This window comes from Carboxydocella sp. JDF658, assembly GCF_002049395.1.
Taxonomy (GTDB): domain Bacteria; phylum Bacillota.
The window spans coordinates 1-20,506 of record NZ_BDLR01000034.1; the positions used below are offsets into that span (position 1 = coordinate 1).

At 52.9% G+C, this 20,506-nt stretch carries 22 protein-coding genes; 21 read left to right on the forward strand and 1 reads right to left on the reverse strand.

Annotation, left to right across the window (positions count from 1 at the left end):
• The 12 genes from pilM to JDF658_RS06900 form a co-directional block, all read left to right on the forward strand.
• A partial coding sequence (gene pilM / locus JDF658_RS06845; protein ID WP_207651241.1) for a type IV pilus assembly protein PilM occupies positions 1–747 on the forward strand: 747 nt, incomplete at its 5' end.
• A complete protein-coding gene (locus JDF658_RS06850; protein ID WP_078666031.1) occupies positions 748–1,290 on the forward strand; it encodes a hypothetical protein in 543 nt (180 codons plus the stop codon). It begins immediately after the preceding gene.
• A complete protein-coding gene (gene gspM, locus JDF658_RS06855) occupies positions 1,287–1,844 on the forward strand; it encodes a type II secretion system protein GspM (RefSeq protein ID WP_079906939.1) in 558 nt (185 codons plus the stop codon). The genes JDF658_RS06850 and gspM overlap by 4 nt, the downstream gene beginning before the upstream one ends.
• A 90-nt stretch (positions 1,845–1,934) precedes the next feature.
• Complete coding sequence (aroC, locus tag JDF658_RS06860) at positions 1,935–3,083, forward strand: chorismate synthase (protein ID WP_079906941.1); 1,149 nt, start codon at positions 1,935–1,937, stop codon at positions 3,081–3,083.
• Complete coding sequence (locus tag JDF658_RS06865) at positions 3,080–3,640, forward strand: shikimate kinase (protein WP_107752760.1); 561 nt, start codon at positions 3,080–3,082, stop codon at positions 3,638–3,640. Before aroC ends, JDF658_RS06865 begins: the two co-directional genes overlap by 4 nt.
• The gene (gene aroB / locus JDF658_RS06870) at positions 3,618–4,709 is read left to right on the forward strand and encodes a 3-dehydroquinate synthase (RefSeq protein ID WP_242946630.1); all 1,092 of its coding nucleotides are present in this window, start codon (positions 3,618–3,620) and stop codon (positions 4,707–4,709) included. The genes JDF658_RS06865 and aroB overlap by 23 nt, the downstream gene beginning before the upstream one ends.
• Positions 4,709–6,124 (forward strand): TldD/PmbA family protein, encoded by a 1,416-nt coding sequence (locus JDF658_RS06875; protein ID WP_079906943.1) that lies wholly within the window; start codon positions 4,709–4,711, stop codon positions 6,122–6,124. Before aroB ends, JDF658_RS06875 begins: the two co-directional genes overlap by 1 nt.
• A 62-nt stretch (positions 6,125–6,186) precedes the next feature.
• Complete coding sequence (gene glgA / locus JDF658_RS06880; RefSeq protein ID WP_079906944.1) at positions 6,187–7,671, forward strand: glycogen synthase GlgA; 1,485 nt, start codon at positions 6,187–6,189, stop codon at positions 7,669–7,671.
• 206 nt (positions 7,672–7,877) lie between these two features.
• Complete coding sequence (gene yedF / locus JDF658_RS06885) at positions 7,878–8,216, forward strand: sulfurtransferase-like selenium metabolism protein YedF (RefSeq protein WP_078666025.1); 339 nt, start codon at positions 7,878–7,880, stop codon at positions 8,214–8,216.
• A 78-nt stretch (positions 8,217–8,294) separates the two neighbouring features.
• Entirely contained in the window at positions 8,295–8,534 is a 240-nt protein-coding gene (locus JDF658_RS06890) for a hypothetical protein (protein ID WP_079906946.1), read from the forward strand.
• Positions 8,535–8,608: 74 nt separating this feature from the next.
• Positions 8,609–9,136 (forward strand): rubrerythrin, encoded by a 528-nt coding sequence (gene rbr / locus JDF658_RS06895; protein ID WP_079906948.1) that lies wholly within the window; start codon positions 8,609–8,611, stop codon positions 9,134–9,136.
• Between the two features lie 23 nt (positions 9,137–9,159).
• The gene (locus JDF658_RS06900) at positions 9,160–9,492 is read left to right on the forward strand and encodes a rubredoxin-like domain-containing protein (protein ID WP_079906950.1); all 333 of its coding nucleotides are present in this window, start codon (positions 9,160–9,162) and stop codon (positions 9,490–9,492) included.
• Between the two features lie 63 nt (positions 9,493–9,555).
• Here the strand turns inward: JDF658_RS06900 and JDF658_RS06905 are convergent, their stop codons facing one another.
• Positions 9,556–10,728, reverse strand: a complete 1,173-nt coding sequence (locus JDF658_RS06905; protein WP_079906952.1) for an MFS transporter — start codon at positions 10,726–10,728, stop codon at positions 9,556–9,558.
• Positions 10,729–10,876: 148 nt separating this feature from the next.
• Here JDF658_RS06905 and JDF658_RS06910 point away from each other — a divergent pair, with 148 nt between their 5' ends.
• The 9 genes from JDF658_RS06910 (at position 10,877) to JDF658_RS06950 (ending at position 20,502) form a co-directional block, all read left to right on the forward strand.
• Positions 10,877–12,484, forward strand: coding sequence for a methyl-accepting chemotaxis protein (locus JDF658_RS06910; protein ID WP_079906954.1), 1,608 nt, complete (start codon positions 10,877–10,879; stop codon positions 12,482–12,484).
• A gap of 78 nt (positions 12,485–12,562) precedes the next feature.
• Positions 12,563–13,510 (forward strand): L-lactate dehydrogenase, encoded by a 948-nt coding sequence (locus JDF658_RS06915; protein WP_079906955.1) that lies wholly within the window; start codon positions 12,563–12,565, stop codon positions 13,508–13,510.
• 16 nt (positions 13,511–13,526) lie between these two features.
• Entirely contained in the window at positions 13,527–15,518 is a 1,992-nt protein-coding gene (locus JDF658_RS06920) for a DNA translocase FtsK (RefSeq protein WP_079906957.1), read from the forward strand.
• Positions 15,500–16,228 carry a pseudouridine synthase gene (locus JDF658_RS06925; RefSeq protein WP_078666609.1) on the forward strand — a complete coding sequence of 243 codons (729 nt, stop codon included), beginning with the start codon at positions 15,500–15,502 and terminating at the stop codon, positions 16,226–16,228. Before JDF658_RS06920 ends, JDF658_RS06925 begins: the two co-directional genes overlap by 19 nt.
• Positions 16,209–16,844, forward strand: coding sequence for an ATP-binding cassette domain-containing protein (locus JDF658_RS06930; RefSeq protein WP_078666610.1), 636 nt, complete (start codon positions 16,209–16,211; stop codon positions 16,842–16,844). The genes JDF658_RS06925 and JDF658_RS06930 overlap by 20 nt, the downstream gene beginning before the upstream one ends.
• Positions 16,837–17,607: an ABC transporter permease gene (locus JDF658_RS06935; RefSeq protein WP_079906958.1), complete on the forward strand. Its 771-nt coding sequence runs from the start codon at positions 16,837–16,839 to the stop codon at positions 17,605–17,607. Before JDF658_RS06930 ends, JDF658_RS06935 begins: the two co-directional genes overlap by 8 nt.
• A 40-nt stretch (positions 17,608–17,647) precedes the next feature.
• Entirely contained in the window at positions 17,648–19,177 is a 1,530-nt protein-coding gene (locus JDF658_RS06940; protein ID WP_079906960.1) for a HEAT repeat domain-containing protein, read from the forward strand.
• 81 nt (positions 19,178–19,258) lie between these two features.
• Positions 19,259–20,050: a ZIP family metal transporter gene (locus JDF658_RS06945; RefSeq protein WP_159446585.1), complete on the forward strand. Its 792-nt coding sequence runs from the start codon at positions 19,259–19,261 to the stop codon at positions 20,048–20,050.
• Positions 20,051–20,061: 11 nt separating this feature from the next.
• A complete protein-coding gene (locus tag JDF658_RS06950; RefSeq protein ID WP_242946631.1) occupies positions 20,062–20,502 on the forward strand; it encodes a DUF441 domain-containing protein in 441 nt (146 codons plus the stop codon).
• Positions 20,503–20,506: the final 4 nt, after the last annotated feature.

The following is a 20,506-nucleotide window of genomic DNA, read 5'->3' on the forward strand; positions in this document are numbered from 1 at the left end:
GTGCGGGAGGTTATGCTGGACTATCTGCCTCTGGGGAAAGTGGTGGAAGATGGGGTGCAAAAACAGGAAATCATGGTGGTGGCTGCCCGGACTGTAGTAGTGGAACAGCTGCAACAACTGTTCCGGGAAGCAGGCCTGAACTTAAAAGTAATGGATGTGGAATCCCTGGCCCTGGCCCGCACTGCCGCTCTCTTTGATTCCAGCTGGCAGGCGCCGGAACGGGCAGTGGCCCTGGCTGATATCGGGGCTACCACTACCACCTTTTCCGTCCATGCCGGAGGAGTACTGCGCTTTACCCGTACTCTGCCCATAGGCGGGGAGAGATTGACCCGGGCCCTGGTGGATTTCTTCCAGATGCCCTGGGAGGAAGCGGAAAATACCAAAACCATTCTCAACCTGACCGGTGACCTGGGGACTACCGGGTTGACGGTTTTGCTGCACCGCAAGACGGAAGTGGTGCAACAGGTAATCGATCAGCTGGTGATGGAACTGAGACGCTCTCTGGAGTTTTATCAGACTCGTTATCGTCAGCTAAAAGTGGACAAACTCTATCTTTCCGGGGGTACAGCCCAGATGCAAGGCCTGGCTGCCTATCTGGCCGAGGGCCTGGAACTGCCAGTGGAAACCCTGAACCCGCTGTTGAAGCTGGATATCAGTCAGGAGGCCCGCAGTAAACAGAAGGAAATGGAAGCAACGGGAGCGGCCCTGGCAGTTGTAGCTGGATTGGCCCTAAGTGAGGTGGAATAAATGCAGGTTAACCTTTTAGCACCGCGAACCCATCTGGCCCAGCAGCCGGAGCGCAAAGGCCCTGCCCTGCAGGAACGCTGGTTAATAACGGGGGCGGGCATCCTGTTGCTGGGCTGGCTGGGGATAGTTGGCTGGCAGGTATATAGCCTGGGCCAGGCTGTGGAACAGGAAAAAGCGGCATTACAGCAGTTGAAGAGCCAGGTAGAGAAGCAGAACCAGGTGCTGCGCCTGGCCAAAAGGATTGAGGTGCAGCAGCGGGTCTGGCGGGAACTGGAGGGAAACCCTACCAACTGGCAGGGCGCCATTGCTAAAGTGGAGGGCTATGCCGGAACGGAACTGACACTAAGCCGGATCAAATTTGGACCGGCACCGGCAGACTGGCTTTTTCAGGGGGAGAGCCGGAATACAGCGGCAATAGAGGCTTTCCAGGCCAAACTGGAACAGGATAAATACTGGCAGGCTGCTGTAGTCAGGGAACTGGTGCGTCAGGCTGAACAGGGTAGCTATGCCTTTACCATCAGTCAGGGAGGGGAAGGACAATGAAACTGCCGGGATTGAGTTTTACCCTGACTGAGCGGGAAAAAAAGTTGATTAAACTGGCAGCAGTATTGCTTGTTTTTACCCTGGCCTATTACTATGGGATTGAGCCCTTGCAGGTAAAAAAGGCTCTGCGGGAACAGGAACTGCTGCTTCTGCAGCAACAAAAACAGCAGCTACAGGCGCAAGCAGCCGTGGTCCAGAAAAGCCTGGCCTTAGAACAACAGGGCCGGGAACTGGAAAAGCGCTTGCCTTCCAGCCTGGCTCAGGCTGATCTGCTGGGGCAATTGCGCCAGCTGGCCCAGGAGCATCAGGTCACTCTTGAACTGGTGCGCCTCAATTCCCAGCAGGAGGAACAAACTGTTGCCGGGGTGAAGGTCAAGAGTGTGCAGATGGCGCTGGCTTTAAGCGGCAGCCGTCAGGCTTTGCGGGATTTTCTTGCCGACCTGGAAAAACTGCCCCGGGCTGTCCGGGTACAGGCCGGGGAGCTCAGTACCAGTGAACAGGGGCAGCGACTGGACTTGAATCTGGTAATTTATTTTTTGCCCCCGGAGGTGTAAATTGACAACATACTGGTTTTGGCGGCATAATAGTAGATAACATCCAGGATGATGTTATCTGCTATTTTTTTGAGTTGAGGAGGAGCAGGGATGAGGAGATTGCGCTTTTTAACTGCCGGGGAATCCCACGGGCCGGCGTTAACAGTGATCATTGAAGGAATGCCGGCAGGGGTGCCTCTGACCAAAGCAGAGATTGATGAGCAGCTATGGCGCCGCCAGCAGGGTTATGGCCGCGGTGGGCGCATGGCCATAGAAAAGGATGAAGTGGAAATTTTGAGCGGAATCAGGCACGGTCTGACTCTGGGCAGTCCCATCAGTTTGTTAATTCGCAACCGGGACTGGGAAAACTGGCAGGAAATAATGTCTCCCCATCCCCGGACGGAAGGGACCGGGACAGAAAAAAAAGTGACCCGGGCCCGGCCTGGTCACGCGGATTTGAGTGGTGGCATAAAATACAAACACGGGGACCTGCGGAATATACTGGAACGGGCTTCGGCCCGGGAAACAGCTGCCCGGGTGGCAGCCGGTGCTGTGGCCAGGGCCTTGTTGAGGGCAGCCGGAATAGAATTAGTTGGGCAGGTGACAGCAATAGGTGGTGTAACCGCAGATACTTCCGACCTAACCTGGGAGGAGATTGCTTGCCGGATACCCCGGTCTCCTGTTTTTTGTGCCGATGAAAAGGCCAGCCGGAAGATGATGGCCGCTATTGATGAAGCCCGGGCAGCAGGAGATTCCCTGGGCGGGGTAGTGGAGGTAGCTGCCCTGGGAGTACCGGTGGGGCTGGGCAGCCATGTCCACTGGGACCGGCGGCTGGACGGGCGGCTGGCGCAGGCTGTAATGAGTATCCAGGCCATCAAAGGGGTGGAAATCGGGATGGGGTTTCTCGCCGCAGCCCGTCCTGGTTCGGAAGTGCATGATGAAATTTTCTGGAAAGAGGGACGGGGGTATTACCGGGAGACTAACCGGGCGGGAGGGATTGAAGGCGGTATCAGTAACGGTGAGCCCATTATTGTGCGGGCAGCAATGAAGCCCATTCCCACCCTCTATCGTCCTTTGCGCAGTGTGGATATCGAAACCAACCAGCCGTATCTGGCTTCGATTGAACGCAGTGATATCTGCGCTGTACCGGCAGCCCTGGTAGTGGTAGAAGCGATGGTGGCCCTGGTGCTGGCTGATGCAATTCTGGAGAGATATGGTGGAGATAACTGGCAGGATCTGAAAGTGGCTTTAGGTAGGTGAGGGTAGTGCTGGTATTTTTAACAGGTTTTATGGGTACCGGTAAAACCGCTGTTGCCCGACGGCTGGCGGCCATACTGGGATGGCCCTGGGTGGATACTGATCAGGAAATTGAAAAGGTAACAGGCCTCTCTATTGAGGATATTTTCCGCAAACACGGGGAAATTCGCTTTCGTTCGGAAGAAACCCTGGCTCTGAAGCGGATTGTGCGGGACTGGGCAGGACAGCCGGGAATAGTTTCCACCGGGGGCGGTATGGTTTTGAAGGCGGAAAATGTGGAACTGATGAGGGCCCACGGGGTAATCATTGGCTTAACAGCCACCCCGGAGGTGATTTTCCAGCGGGTAAAAATGCGGCAGTTGCGGAAACGGCCACTGCTCAGGACCAAAGGGGATGTGCGGGCCCGCATTGAGGAGCTGATGAGCCTGCGGGAACCGGTTTATCGGTCGGTAGCAGAAGTGATTATCGATACCTCCAGCAAAGAACCGGAGCAGATTGCCCGGGAGCTGGTCGAATGGATAAAAGGCAGGATGGCAGGTGAAAAGAGTGGAAAAAGTTAAAGTGGAACTGGGGCGGCGCAGCTATGAGATTCTGGTGGGACGTCAGCTGCTAGTTCAGATAGGAGAAAGCCTGGCCACCCTGGGTAAAGGGCGGCGGGCACTGGTAGTGACCAACCCCCTGGTCTGGGATTTATACGGGTCAGAAGTGGAAAAAGGCTTGCGGGAAGCCGGTTTTTCCTGGCGGGTAGCGATTTTGCCGGATGGGGAAGAGTATAAGACTTTGGAATCGGTCCAGACCTTGTATGATCAGGCACTGGTTGCCGGTTTGGATCGCCAGAGCTGGATAGTGGCCGTCGGTGGCGGTGTGGTGGGCGATATGGCCGGTTTTGCTGCTGCCACCTTTATGCGCGGTATCAATTTTGTGCAGGTTCCCACTACCTTGCTGGCTCAAGTGGATAGCAGTGTGGGGGGTAAAACCGGAGTCAACCACCCCAAAGGCAAAAACCTGATCGGGGCTTTTTATCAGCCCCGGCTGGTGGTCAGTGACATCGATAGCTTAAACTCCCTGCCAGAACGGGAATGGGCAGCCGGTCTGGCGGAAGTGGTAAAATATGGTATGATTTGGAATGAGTTTTTCTTTGAGTTTCTGGAGCAAAATAAAGAAGGAATCTGGCAGAGACAGGCTCAGCCGGTACAGGAAATGGTCAAGGCCTCCTGTAGCATCAAAGCCCAGGTGGTCAGCCAGGATGAGCAGGAACAGGGGCTAAGGGCTATCCTCAATTTTGGGCATACTTTTGGTCATGGCCTGGAGGCGCTGGGCCAGTATCGGGAATGGAAGCATGGTGAGGCAGTGGCTGTCGGCATGGTCATGGCCAGCCGGCTGGCTGTCCGGGCTGGCTGGCTGAAAGAGGCAGCACTGGAACGGCTGGAACGGCTGCTTACGGCCTTTAATTTACCAGTACGGGCCCCGGGGGTAGATCCGGAAGCTCTCTGGCAGGCCATGCTCTATGACAAAAAAGGCGAGGAAGGGCGTTTAACTTTTATCCTGCCGGATCGCATCGGAGGAGTGAAAATCGTCAAGGAGCTGGATCGCCAGCTGATTTTAGCTGCAATTGCGGAGGTGGTATGATGCTGAAACGCGCCGATTGGGTGGCGGTTTTGCAAAAGGCCCTGGCCCGGGGTGGCGATTTTGCCGATATCTTTTTTGAGGAAAAGGAAACCACCATTATTACCTGTGAGGATAATCGGATTGAACGGATTAATACCGGGATTGACTGTGGTGCCGGGATTCGAGTAATCAGTGGAGAAACTACCGCCTATGCCTATACCAATGACCTGTCCCAGTCCGGTCTGGAACAGGCGGCTCAGGTGGCGGCCAAAGGGGTGGCGGGGGCCCAGCCTGGTACATATGTGTTTGACCTGACTACACCCAGTGCCAGGGTTCCGGCGCCGGTAATCAAGGAACTGCCGGAACAGATTCCGGTAGAAAACAAAGTAGAGGCGGTGCTAGCCGCCAATACGGCAGCCCGTCAGGCGGATGAGCGGATTCGCCAGGTTTCTGTCACCTATGGGGATGTAAAACAAAAAGTAGTGATTGCCAGCAGTGAGGGCCAGCTGGTGGAAGATGAACGCCGGCGCCTCAGGTTTGTGATCAATGCTATCGCAGCAGCAGATGGAGTCATCCAGACCGGTTATAATGCTGTAGGCGGCGTGGTTGGCTGGGAGTTTTTACAGGAGGAACAGCCAGCGGCTGTGGCCCAGGATGCGGCCAGGCGAGCCGTACTGATGCTGGGGGCTAAACCGGCTCCGGCAGGCCGAATGCCGGTGGTGATGGCCGGAGAAGCCGGGGGAACCATGGTCCATGAAGCCTGTGGCCATGGCCTGGAGGCTGACCTGGTACAAAAACAGCTATCGGTTTATCAGGGCAAACTGGGCCAGGAGGTGGCCAGTCCCCTGGTAACGGTGGCCGATGATGCTACCTTAGCAGGCAAGTATGGTTTTTACCGCTATGATGATGAAGGCACTCCGGCTCAGCCGGTAACCTTGATCGAAAACGGGGTACTGGTGGATTATCTCTATGACCGGCATACCGCCGGCAAGGAAGGGCGGAAGTCCAATGGCCATGGGCGGCGGGAGAGCTATCATTACAAGCCCATTCCCCGCATGGCCAATACCTATATCGCTCCTGGTAAGGAGGACCCGGAGGATATTATCCGGGATGTGAAATATGGCTTGCTGGTTAAAAAGATGGGTGGCGGACAGGTAAATACAACCAACGGGGATTTTGTTTTCGACGTAGCTGAGGGCTATCTGATTGAGGACGGGGAAATCAGGTATCCGGTCCGAGGGGCGACCCTCACCGGCAATGGGCCCCGGGCCCTGCAACAGGTACAGCGGGTGGGTAAAGACTGGGGCTTTGCCATCGGTACCTGCGGCAAAGACGGACAAGGGGTTCCGGTAAGTGATGCTCAGCCTACCATCTTGCTGGAAGAGTTGGTGGTCGGGGGAACAGCTACGGGCGAGAAAAAAATTCGCCGGCTGTAAATAGTTCCTCCCTCTTCCGACTCATACTAACAGCGGAAACTGTCAGAAGAGGGAGGTTTTTTATGCTTCTGGAACGGAATTTAAAGATTTTGCTGGTCTCCGCAGAAGTCGCTCCTTTTGCCAAGACAGGGGGGCTGGCGGATGTGGCGGGCTCCCTGCCCAAAGCCCTGGCGGTTATGGGTAATGATGTGCGGATCGTTTTACCCCGCTACCGGGAAGTGGGAAAACAGAGCACTGTCACCGATTTTCCTGTGGAATTTGGACCGCGGCGGGAGACAGCGATTGTCCGGCAAAACTATATCGAGGCTCATTTAGGGGAGATTCATCGACAAATTCCGGTTTACTTTATCGATAACTATCATTATTTTGACCGGGACGGCTTTTACTGTCATCATGATGATGGGGAAAGATTTGCTTTCTTCTGTAAGGCGGTGCTGGAAATGCTGCCCCAGCTGGATTTTCAGCCGGATATTATTCATTTAAATGACTGGCAAGCGGGGCCCATTGCCCTTTTGCTGGAGGAAAAATATCGCTCCCAGCCGTTTTATGAGAAAATCTCCACCATTTTTACCATCCACAATCTGCAGTACCAGGGCCACCATGATCCCTATCTGCTGGATTGGCTGGGAGTAGATCGGCAACGGGTATTCCATCCTGAGGGAGTGGAGTTTTACGGCAGTTTCAATTTCCTGAAGGCCGGTCTGGTTTATGCCGATAAAATCAATACCGTCAGCCGCACCTATGCCAGGGAAATTCAGACTCCGGAATACGGGGAAAGGCTGGATGGGTTGTTGAGAAAGAGGGGGGCTGACCTGTCCGGAATCGTCAATGGCATTAACTTCCACGAGTTCGATCCCAGGACCGACCCGCGCATTTATCGCAACTATGATGCCGACTCACCGGAAATGAAGCGGGAAAACAAATACGCTTTGCAACAGGAACTGGGTCTGCCGGTGCAGGATGTGCCGGTAATGGGGCTGGTCAGTCGGCTGGTGGAGCAGAAGGGGCTGGATTTGCTGGTAGAAAGCGCAGACCAGTTGCTGGCACGGGATGTCCAGCTGGTAGTGCTGGGATTGGGAGAGGCGCGCTATGAACAGTTTTTCCGTCAGCTGAAACAACGTTATCCGGAAAAGGTGGGAGTGTTTATCGGCTTTAATGGGGTGCTGGCCCAGCGTATCTATGCTGGAGCCGATATCTTTCTGATGCCTTCCCGGTTTGAACCCTGTGGTTTAGGCCAGCTGATTGCCCTGCGCTATGGCACCATCCCGGTGGTGCGGGCTACCGGTGGCCTGGCGGATACTGTCCAGGATTTTGATATCCGCACCCAGACCGGCAATGGTTTTGTTTTTGCTGAATATGACGCCCGGGCCTTTTTGCGGGCGGTAGAACGGGCCCTGGAGATTTATCAGCATCATCCTTATCTCTGGCGTAAACTGGTACTGGGGGCGCTCCGGGAAGATAATTCCTGGAACAAAGCGGCCGCTGAATACATGGAATTATATGAAGCAGCCCTGGCCAGACGCCTGCATCTGGAAAGAATAGCTTAAAGGAAACGCCCCGCTTTAGGGGCTATTTTTTTGCAGCAAGTCAGGCAAGCTGCAGGCATAAAAAATATTTATGGGCATTACCGCTTGATTAAAAATCATTATACTTTACCTACCAGCTCTCCCAATCTGCTATAATTTGCAACAGAAAAAACTTCAGGGGAGAGATCAGATGTTTAAAGCGTTAACTGTAAAGGAGGAGAGCCCAAATGGCCAATAAGGTAATGGTGATTACCAGTGAGGTTTTAGGTAATGGCCCGGAGGAACTGGGGAAATTGCTGATGAAGAATTTCTTTTATACTTTGACCAGTGCTGAGGCACTGCCTGGCGCCATTTTATTTCTGAACAGTGGAGTGAAATTGCTGGTAGAGGGTTCGGTGGCAGCGGAATCCCTGCAAGTGCTGGCGGAACGGGGCGTAGATCTGCTGGCCTGTGGCACCTGTCTGGATTATTATCAGCTCAAGGATAAACTGGTAGTGGGCCAGGTTTCCAATATGGCAACCATCCAGGAAAAAATGTTGCAGGCTGAAACGGTAATAAATTTTTAGCAAGAGCAGGAATTTGCCGGAAAAAGTAGAATTAGAGTATATAAACCGGGAGAAGCTGTCAGTAAAGGAGGAGAAGCATTGGACAAGGTGGAAACCTACCCCCTGAGTCAGTATCCTGCCCTGGTACCGGTATTAAAAGAGGTGCGGCAGGGGGCCCAGGGGCTGAAAGTGCCGGAGCTTGGTACTCCTTTTGATGGTTGTGCCATTCGCCGCTGCCCGCAGACTATTGATAAAGGCATTTATCTGGTGGTTCTGGAGGAAGACGGACAGATGTTTTTTGTAGAAGATGATTTGCAGGCATTACCTCCCCTGGCATAAGGCCAGGGATTTTTGCACATCCTTGATAAAAGTAATGGCACAAGCCATTAAATACAAGAAAAGGAGTGGTGAGCATGAGCGAGAAAAAAACTGTTGCCAACCTCTTAGCTGCCTTTGCCGGGGAAAGCCAGGCCCGCAACAAGTACACCTTTTTTGCCAGCATTGCCCGCAAGGAAGGCTGGCTGGAAATCGCCGAGATTTTTGAAGAAACTGCCAAAAATGAAAAGGAACATGCTGAAGTTATTATTAAGTTGCTGAAAAAACTGGGTGACAGCAAAATGAATCTGAAAGCGGCCATCGAAGGGGAAACCTATGAATGGCAGGATATGTATCCGGAATTTGAACGGGTGGCCCGGGAAGAAGGAGAAGAGGAAGCGGCCCGTTTCTTTGCGGAAGTGCAGAAAGTGGAAAAATTTCATGCCCAACGCTTCCAGCAGTTATTGAAACAGCTGGAAGAAGGCACTCTGCTAAAAAAACCGGAAACCATCCACTGGCAGTGCCGGGAATGCGGTTATATCTGGGAAGGCAACGAACCGCCAGCAGTTTGCCCGCTCTGTGGCCATGAGCGCAGCTATTACAAACCAATGCCCAGGGAATGCTAAGTTTTCGAGAGGAGGCAAGAGAGATGATGTGGAAATGCGGTGTTTGCGGATATATCTATGATGGAGAACAGGCTCCCGATAATTGCCCCAAGTGCGGTGCCCCGAAAGAGAAATTCAGTCAGGTTCCCCAGGAGACGGTGGAGCTGATTTTAAAGGCCCGGCGGACCAATGACATACATATGGAACTGGCAGGTCTTCTGGACCATGTTCTGGCTCTGGCCGAGGAAGGGATTGAACTTAACCTTGATCCCCCCTGTGTGGGCATTTTCACCAGAGCCAAAACCTGTGCCTGGGAACTGAGACAGGCTATTAAAGCGGAAATAGTGGGGCATATCAGTAAAGGCAAATGGGGTTAAAAGATTGGCCGCAGCGAGCGGCCATTTTTTTTCGGGAACTATTGGGCTCAAAGACTGGAAGAATTATTGCCTGGCTTTCGTTTGTAAGGAATAGCGATTAAACTGGAACAGCAACAGCAAGGCCAGCAGGGCAGGTGCCAGTAGCCAGGTTAGAGCCGGGATAAGACCAGAGCTTTCGGCCTGGTGCCCGGTCAAAAAAAGGCCGAGACTGCCCAGGCCAAAGCCCAGGCCCTGCATCATGCCGGAAGCCATACCGGCAAAGTCTGGTAACAGCTCCTGGGCCATAACGATAGTCAGAGGGAAAGAGGCGGAAAGGGCAGCACCCAGCAGGCCCAGATTCAGCCATAATAGCCAGCCGTTGCTGACTAAAGTAAGGCCCAGGAAAACCACGGCCGCACTCATGCTGAACCAGAACACCCGCCGGGCCCCCCAGCGGTCAGCCCAGCGGCCGGCCATCAAGGTGCCGATGGTACCGGCAAAGAGAAACCAGGTGAGAGCGAGACCGGCGATTTCGCCCCGATAGCCTTTTTCAACCATCAGCTGAACGGCAAAACTGTTAAAAGCCATCTGAATCCAGGAGCGCAAACTGACAATCAGGTTTAACAAAATTAAAGGCATTAAAGGCAGCTGCCGCCACTGCTGGCGCAGAAGCGAAGCTGCACTGGTGGTAGACTGCGGGTTAATGCGCACACTGGCAACAGAGGAAATTGCCAGCAACAGGGAGGTAATCACTCCCGGGATGGCCAGCCAGGCCGTACTGACCAGACCATAGTATAAGGCTATGGGTACAGCAATAACAGGGGTAAGGGCGTAGCCCAGACTGCCAGCTGTTATGTAGGCAGATAGGACAGAGCCTTTATTGTATGCTGCTACCTGGGTGGTTACTACCGAACCCAGAGGGTGGTAGAGGGCGTTGGCCATACCGGCCAGAGAAACGGCCAGCAGCATAAAGGGTAATCCAGGCACCCAGGCCACTGCTGTCATGGCCAGGGAAATAATAGCACCTGTTACGGCCAGGTGCCAGCCTTTGCCCCGGCTGTCTGCCCACAGGCCCAGCAAAGGTTGCAGGGTGGCGGAAAACATGGAAAGGACCAGCATCAGGGTACTCTGCTGGCCCAGAGTTAATCCTCTCTCCTTTCCCAGTAGATAAAGGAGAGGGGGTACAAAATTCATATAAAAATCGATCCAGAAGTGGTTAAAAGCTAGAACGGCCAACTGGAAAGTACGTCGCTGCATAGATATTCACCTGCCAGAAAAACTCGATAGTATTCATTATAGACCTGTATTAATAGAAAAACAACCTTATTTTTTCTTTTCTTTCGACAGGAGTTGCTCGAAAAATGTCGAATTGTGAACATTAGAATTTTTAAACGGGGGGAGCGGAATGACTATTAAGCGGCAGATTTGGTATAGTGTCATTGCCTTCTGGTTAATGGGAGTGGTGCAAGCGGTAGCGGCCTTTACCGGTCTGGCAACTCCTGCTTTTGTGCTTGTTTTCGGGTTGCTGATGATTATCGGGGCCTTTCTGGCAGGCTGGCTTTTGCTGGGCCGTATCCTGCCCCGGCTGGAACGAGTGCAGAAAGTAGCAGCACGGGTACGGGTGGGCGATATGACGGTACAGGCGGACATAGACGGAAAGGACGAGATTGCGGATTTAGCCAGAGACCTCAATGGGATTGGGGTCCACTTGCAGGGTATTATCCATTCCCTGAAGGAGAACAGTTATGAAATAGGAGATCGGTCCAAATTGCTGGCCCAGGCAGCTCAGACGGCAGCGGCAGCCACCAGCCAGCTGGCAACAGCGGTTAATGAGGTAGCAGCTGGTACCAATGAGCAATCAGCCAAGTTGCAGGAAGTAACTGATTTGGCCCGGCAGCTGGCGGAAGCCATCGACCAGATCGCCAGAGGAGCGGAGGAACAGGCCAGCCATGTCAGTGAAACAGCCCGTCTGACGGAGATGATGGCAGGTCGGCTGGCCCAGCTGGAAATGGCTTTGCAGCAGTTACAGCTGGCTGCCCAGACCACCCTGAATTCCGGCCAAAGCGGGCGACAGGCGGTGGAAGAAACTATTGCTGGTATGCAGCGCATCCAGACTGAGGTAGAAAAAGTAGGGGTGGTGGTGGCCAGATTAGGGGAACATTCCACCCAGATCGGCAATATTATTCAGGTAATTGATGAAATCGCGGAGCAGACCAACTTGCTGGCTCTAAATGCAGCGATAGAAGCAGCCAGAGCCGGTGAGCATGGTAAAGGCTTTGCGGTAGTCGCCGATGAGGTACGAAAACTGGCAGAACGGTCAGGCCGGGCGACAAAGGAAATCGCCCAGCTGATCAACAATATCCAGTCCGGTATCGAAGAAGCCGTTCATGCCATGGGACGCAGTCAGAAAGAGGTAACCAGCGGAGTAGAACTGGCGGCTGGAGCCGGGCAGGCTTTAGCGGATATTCTGGCCAACCTGGAACAGACCGGGATTGTGATGCAGGAAATGGTCCAATCTCTGGCGGCTATGGCAGAAGCCAATGAGTCAGTGGTGAAAGCCGTCAGCAATGTGGCAGCTATAACCGAGGAAAATACGGCCTCTACTGAAGAAATGGCTGCCAATTCCGCTCAGGTTCTCAACGCCCTGGCCGAAGTGGCCATGGCAGTAGAGGCCCAGGCAGCAGCCAGTGAAGAAATGGCTGCAACCGCCCAGGAAATGAATCGTACGACCGGGGAAGTAGCGAAAATGGCTACCGACTTACAGACTATTTCCGAGAAATTACGGGAATGTCTGGGAGAGTTTCAGCTTTATCCCATTGAACGCCCCTGCTGGGAAATCAAAAACTGTCCCACTGAGCGCAAGGAAAAGTGTCCAGCCTACCAAAACGAAGAGCTGCGCTGCTGGTTGATTAGTGGCACCTGGTGTGGAGGTGTCAAACAGGGAGATAAGGATGCCAAGCGCCATAACTGCATGAACTGCACTGCTTTCAAGGAAATGATGCGTTTGAAATAGGGAGCTGCGGCTCCCTTCAATTTTTTTGAGAGGCCAGGGTTTTTTGTGGTAAAATAATAAAGATGGAGGTGGAGGTTGATGGAAAAAACCAACAAGATAGTAATTGTCGGAGCAGGCAATGTAGGAGCCACCACCGCGTATGCTTTGCTAATCAGTGGCATTGCCTCTGAACTGGTTTTGTATGATATAAACCGGCAGAAAGCAGAAGGGGAAATTATGGACTTGGCCCATGGGGCTTCCTTTGTTCCTCCTGCCAGACTGAGGGCCGGGTACCTGGCTGATTGCCGGGAAGCGGATATTATCATTTTCACTGCCGGGGCAGCCCAGCAACCCGGGGAAACCCGGCTGGATCTGGTAGATAAAAACACCAGGATTGTGGAAAAGGCTCTGCTGCCCATTCTGGAGCAGGCACCGGAGGCGCTGGTTTTAATGGTAACCAACCCGGTAGATGTTCTCACATACCAGGCATGGAAGCTTTCTGGTCTCAGTCCTGAACGGGTGCTGGGTTCGGGTACGGTACTGGATAGTGCCCGTTTTCGGCACGTGCTGGGCCAGCATTGCGGAGTAGATGTCCGCAATGTCCATGGTTATATTCTGGGTGAACACGGGGATAGTGAGCTGGCTGCCTGGAGCTCAGTACATATTGGCGGTATCCGGCTGGATGATTACTGTCTGGCCTGTGGCCAGGGTTGTGGTCAGGAAAAGCGGGAAGAAATGTTCCGCCAGGTTCGGGATGCTGCTTATCAGATTATCCAGGCCAAAGGAGCAACCTATTATGCAGTTGGGCTGGCGGTCCGGCGTATCTGTGAGGCCATCCTGCGGGATGAACACTCTATTCTGACGGTATCCAGCCTCATGCAGGGGGAATATGGCTTGCGGGATGTTTGTCTCAGCGTTCCCTGTGTGATTGGCCGGCAGGGAAGAATCAAGGTGCTGGAGCTCAATCTGACTGCGGAGGAAAAGGAGAAACTGCAGCATTCTGCGGCCGTTATTGCCAGTTATCTGCCCGCGACAGACCGGAAGTAAGGAGGTTTCAGGGAACATGGGAGAGGAACCGAGATTTTATCGGGAGATTCCGGCTCCAAAAGGGCGGGATCTGATTGACTATATTAAAAATCTGGGGCAATCAGCATCTCAGCCGGCTACGGAGAAAGCCAGACCGGTTACACCGCCGGCTAACCAGGATACTGGGGTGAGTCCGGGTGCGGGGCGACGCAGTCCGGCTCAGGGATTGTCGGTATCCAAGTTTGAGGAATTGTTTAGCTACCGGCGTCCCGTGTTGCTGGAAGAACTGGAGCGAAAAAAACAAAAGGAAACAGAAAAAAGGCAAGGGGAAATACTGGCGGCACAGGCAACGGCCATGGAAATGGCCCCGGTTGTGGCGGAGACTATCACAGAATCTTTTCAGGAAGATATGTCCCCTACCCGGCTCTTGACTGACGATGAGTTACTGGCTCTGACCAGTGCCTGGGAAGAACTGGAGGGATGGGATGCTGAAACAGCAGATGGGGAAGAGTCTGAAGAAACAGTAGCGCAGACTGAATCAGAAGAGAAACCGCTTCAGCCGCTAGAGGTCAGCAAGGAGGCGGGAGCCAGCTGGCAGGAACCGCAGTCAGTACTGCCTCCTCTGGAGTTTCTTACCTTGCCACCGACAGAACAGACCGCCAACGATGATGATGAGGAAATCCTTCAAAACGCTGCCTTGCTGGAGCAGACTCTGTCTCATTTTGGCATCAAAGCTCAGGTTACCGATTTCAGCCGTGGACCGACCATTACCCGCTATGAATTGCAACCGGCACCGGGGGTTAAGGTCAGCCGGATTGTTGGTCTGGCCGACGATCTGGCCCTCAGTCTGGCGGCAGCCGATATTCGGATTGAAGCTCCCATCCCTGGCAAATCGGCGGTGGGCATTGAAGTACCCAATCGCCAGGCCCGACCCGTCTATTTTCGCCAGGTGCTTGAGGATCCCCAGGTAAGCAAGCATCCTTCGCCGCTGGCGGTGGCCCTGGGCCAGGATATAGCCGGGGAAACGGTGGTAGCTGACCTGGCCCGCATGCCTCACCTGCTGATTGCTGGTTCTACTGGTTCGGGCAAATCGGTTTGTATGAACACCCTGATTGCCTCCGTCCTCTTCAGAGCCCAGCCCTGGCAGGTCAAGTTCCTGATGATTGACCCCAAGATGGTGGAGCTATCAGTTTACAATGGCATCCCTCACTTGCTGGCTCCGGTGGTAACTGATCCCAAACAGGCTACTGCTGCGCTAAAATGGGTAGTAACTGAAATGGAAAACCGCTATAGCCTGTTTGCTGCCAGTGGTGTGCGCAATCTGGAAAGCTATAATCAGCTGCTGGTATCCCGCCAGGAACAGCCTTTGCCCCTGATTGTGGTGCTGATTGATGAGCTGGCAGACCTGATGCTGGTGGCCTCCAAGGAAGTGGAAGAATACATTTGCCGGCTGGCCCAGATGGCCAGGGCGGCAGGGATACATCTGGTCATCGCTACCCAGCGGCCATCGGTAGATGTAATTACCGGTATTATCAAAGCCAATATCCCTAGCCGTATAGCCTTTGCCGTATCTTCCCAGGTAGATTCCCGCACCATTTTAGATATGGCTGGAGCAGAAAAACTGCTGGGCCGGGGAGATATGCTCTTCTTCCCCCTAGGACAACCCAAACCGCGCCGGGTACAGGGCGCCTTTGTCAGTGACCGGGAGATTGAAAGACTGGTTAACTTCTGGCGCCAGCAAGGCGTGCCTGATTATCTGGTGGGTTTTGGTAGCGAAGACAACAATAATGAAGGCAAAAACCTGGAGGAAGAGGATGAATTGCTGCCGGAAGCTATCCGTCTGGTTATTCAATATGGTCAGGCTTCTGCTTCCCTTTTGCAACGCCGCTTCCGCATCGGGTATACGCGGGCTGCACGGCTCATCGATATCATGGAGCAAATGGGAGTAGTGGGCAGTTATGGAGGCAGTAAACCCCGAGAAGTTTTGATGACAATGGAGGAATTTGAACAGTGGCTCGGGAACGCTTAGACAGGATTCTGGCCCATCTGGGTCTGGGCAGCAGAAAAGAAGTCAAAGGCTTAATTAAAGCTGGCAAGATTACGGTAGACGGGCGGCTAGCCAATGACCCAGGTGAACCCATCGACCCGGAGAGCTGTTGTCTGGCCGTAGATGGCCAGTGCCTTACTTATCGGCGGCATTTTCATTATTTGCTGAACAAGCCGTCTGGTGTGATTACGGCCACTACCGACCGGCGAGAAAGGACGGTGCTGGATCTATTGCCGGCTGAGTGGCGGCGACCGAATCTTTTCCCGGTGGGAAGATTAGATAAAGATACTGAAGGGCTCCTTCTCCTGACTACTGATGGTCAGCTGGCTCATCGCCTGCTAGCTCCCAAACATCATGTGGATAAAACCTATCTGGTGCGGGTGGATGGTCCGCTGGGGGAAAGGGAGCAAAAGGCTATCGAGCAGGGGGTAGAGCTGGAAGATGGCTACCTGACCCAACCTGGCCGGCTGGAGATTCTACGGGCAGAAACTCCGGGAGAAGGGCTGATTACCATCCATGAGGGAAAATATCATCAAATTAAGCGCATGTTCGCAGCTCTGGGACTAAAGGTAATCTATTTAAAGCGAATGAGTATGGGCCCTTTGCAGCTGGATCCGGCACTGGCTCCAGGGGAGGCCCGGCCGCTGACAGCAGCTGAGGAGGCGAGTTTGTATGCTTTCATCCAAACTTGAAGTGAAGGGGCTGACCATTCCGCCCCTTTTTTATAATCTTTCTTTTCAACTTAATGCCGGGGAATGGAAGCTGATAAGTGGTCCTTCTGGTACGGGAAAAAGTACCTTGTTACATTATCTTATCAACTACTGGCAGCCACCAGCAGGAACGATCTGGTTTAATGGCAGGGACATAACTACTATTGATCCGATAAGTTTGAGGCATCAGATGGTTCTGGTGCCGCAGCGGTTTTTTTTATTTCGAGGTACTGTGGCGGAGAATTTGCAAAAACCCCTGCTCTGGCGGGGAAAAAGTTTTAGCTGGTCGACTGCCCGGGACTTGCTGGCTGAATTGGGCTTACCGGAAATTGCGGCGGAGCAACGGGCTGAACTGTTATCGGGTGGGCAACAGCAGAGACTGGCGTTGGCCCGTGCCCTTTTGCTGGAACCAGAAGTGTTGCTCCTGGACGAACCTACTTCAGCCCAGGATGAGGACAATAGTCTCAGAGTGGAAAAAATAATTCGCCGCTATTGTGCCCGGGGAGGAGCCTGCCTCTGGATAAGTCACGATCCCAGGCAACTGGAGCGAATGGGGAATGTTCTCCACTTGAAGCAAGGGGGGGTTTTTCATGAATAACCTGGCCCTGGTACTGGCTTCCAGTCTGGTAATACTGGCTTTGTTCTTATCCAGAGCATTTCGCCTGGGGCTGGAAAAGGAAATGCTGGCGGGTGTGGGACGAGCAGTAATCCAGCTTCTGGTCATCGGAATGTTACTTAACTGGGTTTTTGCCCGAAACCGCTGGTATTTTACTCTTGCCATGATCGGAATCATGGTTATTATCGCTGGAGGAAACGCGGCTCGAAGGGGAGAGGGGATACCGCGGGTAAAACGGATAACCATACTGTCCATTGCTACCGGGGTGGCCGTACCGTTGCTGGTATTAGTGCTTACAGGAGCTATTAAAGCTACTCCTAAAGAAATGATTCCTGTGGCCGGAATGCTGGCCGGCAATGCTATGGTAGCCAGCGGATTGGTTTTGAAAAACATGAAAGAGAGCATGGTGCAACAAAGGGAAGAGATAATGAACGCCCTCTATCTGGGGGCTACCATTGCCCAGAGTGTAGCAGAGATTCGCCCCCGGATCATCAAGACGGGGATGCTCCCTACCATTGATGGTTTGCGTACTCTGGGCCTGGTACAGCTGCCAGGCATGATGACCGGGCTGATTCTGGGCGGAGTCTCTCCTCTGGTAGCAGTAAAGTATCAGATTATGGTGGCTTTTATGCTTTTAGGGGCCGTAAGTATTACCAGTATAATGGTGATTTTGCTGGCTTTACCCTCTTTTTTTACTGCGAATGCCAGTTTAAATGAAAATTTACTGAAGGAATTCGGTTCGTAAACGTCGAAATAGTTATCACCGGAAAGTGAAGGTGATAACCGTGAATTTTCAGCAGACTTTACAGCAACTGATAGAGGGCACCAGTAAAGCTGATTTTGCTGCAGCAGAAAAATTGCTGGAACTGACTGCTATTTTAGGGGAGTTTAAATGCCGTTCCTGGCAGATTCATCAGGCCCTGGATCAGTTTGCTGAAGACCTGGATTTGGCCCGGGAATTCAGTCGTCGCCTGATTCTGGCGGGAAGTATACCCAAGACCCGCTGGTGGGCCAAGCGCATAAAACATCTGCGGCGGCAGGGAGATCAACTGGTGGCCCAGGTTGTGGCGGAAGAAGCGGCCAGCTGGTTGGGACATCCTGAATGGCCGGTTAGGCAGGGAGCAGTAGAGCTTCTGGCGGTAGGCTGCTCTATCCGGGGAGAATGGTTACAGCAGGCTTTGCGGGATTTTCGTGTCTATGTTCGGGGCATGGTTTACCGAATAATTTGTTTTGCTCTGGCCAACCCGGATGTTCAGAAAGTGGAAGGGCTGAGCCGTACTCAGCTTATCGAAATGGTGGAACAGGGGCTGGCGGACCCATCACCATATGTGCGGGAAAAGGCTGCCTATTGTCTCAGTTACCTGCCGGAAGTGGATAGTATTGAGCTATTGCAGCCTTTATTATATCAGACTGAGCAACCATCCCGGGTACGTCTGGCTATTCTCAATGCCTTGATGGAAAATCTGGAGGAAGAGGAACAACGGCATTTGCTCTGGTCTTTGCGACGGGACCAGCGGCTGGTAATGCGGCTGGCTATCCGGGAAATGGATTGTCAGTTAAGTAGACTGGACCTGGAAGAAGATGAACCACTGCTGGCCTGGGGACAGTATTATTCTCCCTGGGATTCAGGGAACAAAGAGGCACTGGATCGCTGGTTAGCTATGCTGTTACAATCTGAACCGGCAGGACAGAAAGAAATCATAGGCCTGATCAAAAGAGCCTGGCAGTTCCACTGGTTAACTGACTGGTTGGATTTTTTGAAGGAAGCCAGTGATAAACAGCTGCAAATACCTGTAGACCTCTGGGAGCTGGTTGGGGAGGAAGCTGTACCGGCATTGCTGGAAATCCTGCGTAAGGAAAAGGATGTGCAGCTGCGCCAGATAGCCATGGCTATCCTGGGACGACTGGGCTGTTATGACGAGCTGGAAAGACATTTGCTGGAGACCAGGAATCCCCCTGACTGGGAGGGGGTACTGGAACAGCTGGCCCGGGAAGGAAATCCCATCAGGTTGAACAACATCAGACCACTCTTAACCAGTTTTGCGCCCAGGGTGATTCTGGCTGCAACCCGTTATTTGCTGGCGATAGACGGTCAACAGCTGAGCCAGTGGCTTAAGGCAGAGCTGTTGCAGCAATTGCTGCAAAATGTAGCAGAAGGTAAAATTTACGGAAAAAACTGGGGAGACCTGGCCCGCTTACTGGCGGCTCTTGCCTATAAATGGCAGGTGGATTTGCGGCTATTGTTACCCGATAGTGAGCAGGATAACATTTTATTACAACAGTTTATCCTGGAGGTTTATACCCACCGCAGCTAGGGTGGGTATAACTTTTTCCTGGAATTATGGACAAGAGTTAACGAATATGTTATGGTAAAGCTATTAAGGGAGGATGATAGATTGTTACTACATCTCAGTATGAGTTTAGCGGCGGGTTTAACTATTACTCTGGGTGCGATCCTGGCTTATCAGATTCGCAAGCCGGACCAGAAATTGATGGCAGCTTTTCTGGGTTTTGCCGCCGGGGTAATGGCAGCTTTGATTGGTACAGATCTGTTGCCAGAAGCTATGGAAACAGCAGGCTGGCCGGGGACCATCATCGGTGTTTGCCTTGGCTTTCTTTTCCTGGCCGGTATGGACAGGATTGCCCACCATACCCATGGTTTTGATCCAGAGGTAGAAAAAGAGATAGCCAGCAGCAAAGAACCGGATTGTGGCTGCTGTATCCACCTGGATCATACCAATCTTAACCCGGTCCATTTATGGAAACTGGGGTTCCTGGTGGCTTTAGGAACGGCCTTGCATAACCTGGTTGAGGGATTGACAGTGGGGGTTGGCTTCACGGTTGGGGAACACCTGGGGGAGGCTATTTTGCTGGCTGTAGTCCTGCATAATATTCCTATCGGCATGGCTATTGCCGTGCCCTGGCGTCTGGCCCGGCAGAGCCTGGTGAAAACGATAGCCATGACTTCATTGGTTGGGCTTTTTACCCCCCTGGGAACCTTATTGGGCCTGCTGGCTGATAGCCTGATTGATCGCTTCGAAGGGGTTATTATGGCAGTGGTGGCCGGGACCATGATCTATATCGCCTCCCTGGAGTTGATTCCCAAGTCCTACCGCAATCATCCCTGGTATGGGGCCATTGGGCTGGTAGTAGGGATGTTCACAATTTTTATTGTGCATCAACATTAGGAGAGATGGATATGGGGCAAAATATCCTTTTGTTAATTTTACTGGCTTTAGGGATACTGGGCCGGAATAATACGGTTGCTCTGGCAGCCTGTTTATTACTGGCCTTGCGTTTACTTAAATTGGACAAGCTGTTTCCCCTCATAGAAAAACACGGGCTGGAACTAGGGGTAATAGTTCTGACTATCGGGGTACTGGCTCCCCTGGCCAGTGGGGCGATTTCTCTAGAAACCATCTGGCAAACAGTGCGCAGTTCTTCCGGTTTGCTGGGGATTGCAGTTGGGGTACTGGTTGCCTATCTTGGGGGGCGTGGAGTCCATTTATTATCCGACCTGCCTCAGGCGGCAACAGGGATAATCATCGGTACAGTCATGGGTGTGGCCCTGTTACGGGGGGTACCGGTAGGACCATTGATTGGAGCTGGGATTTTAGCATTATTGCTTCAATATAAGTAGGGGA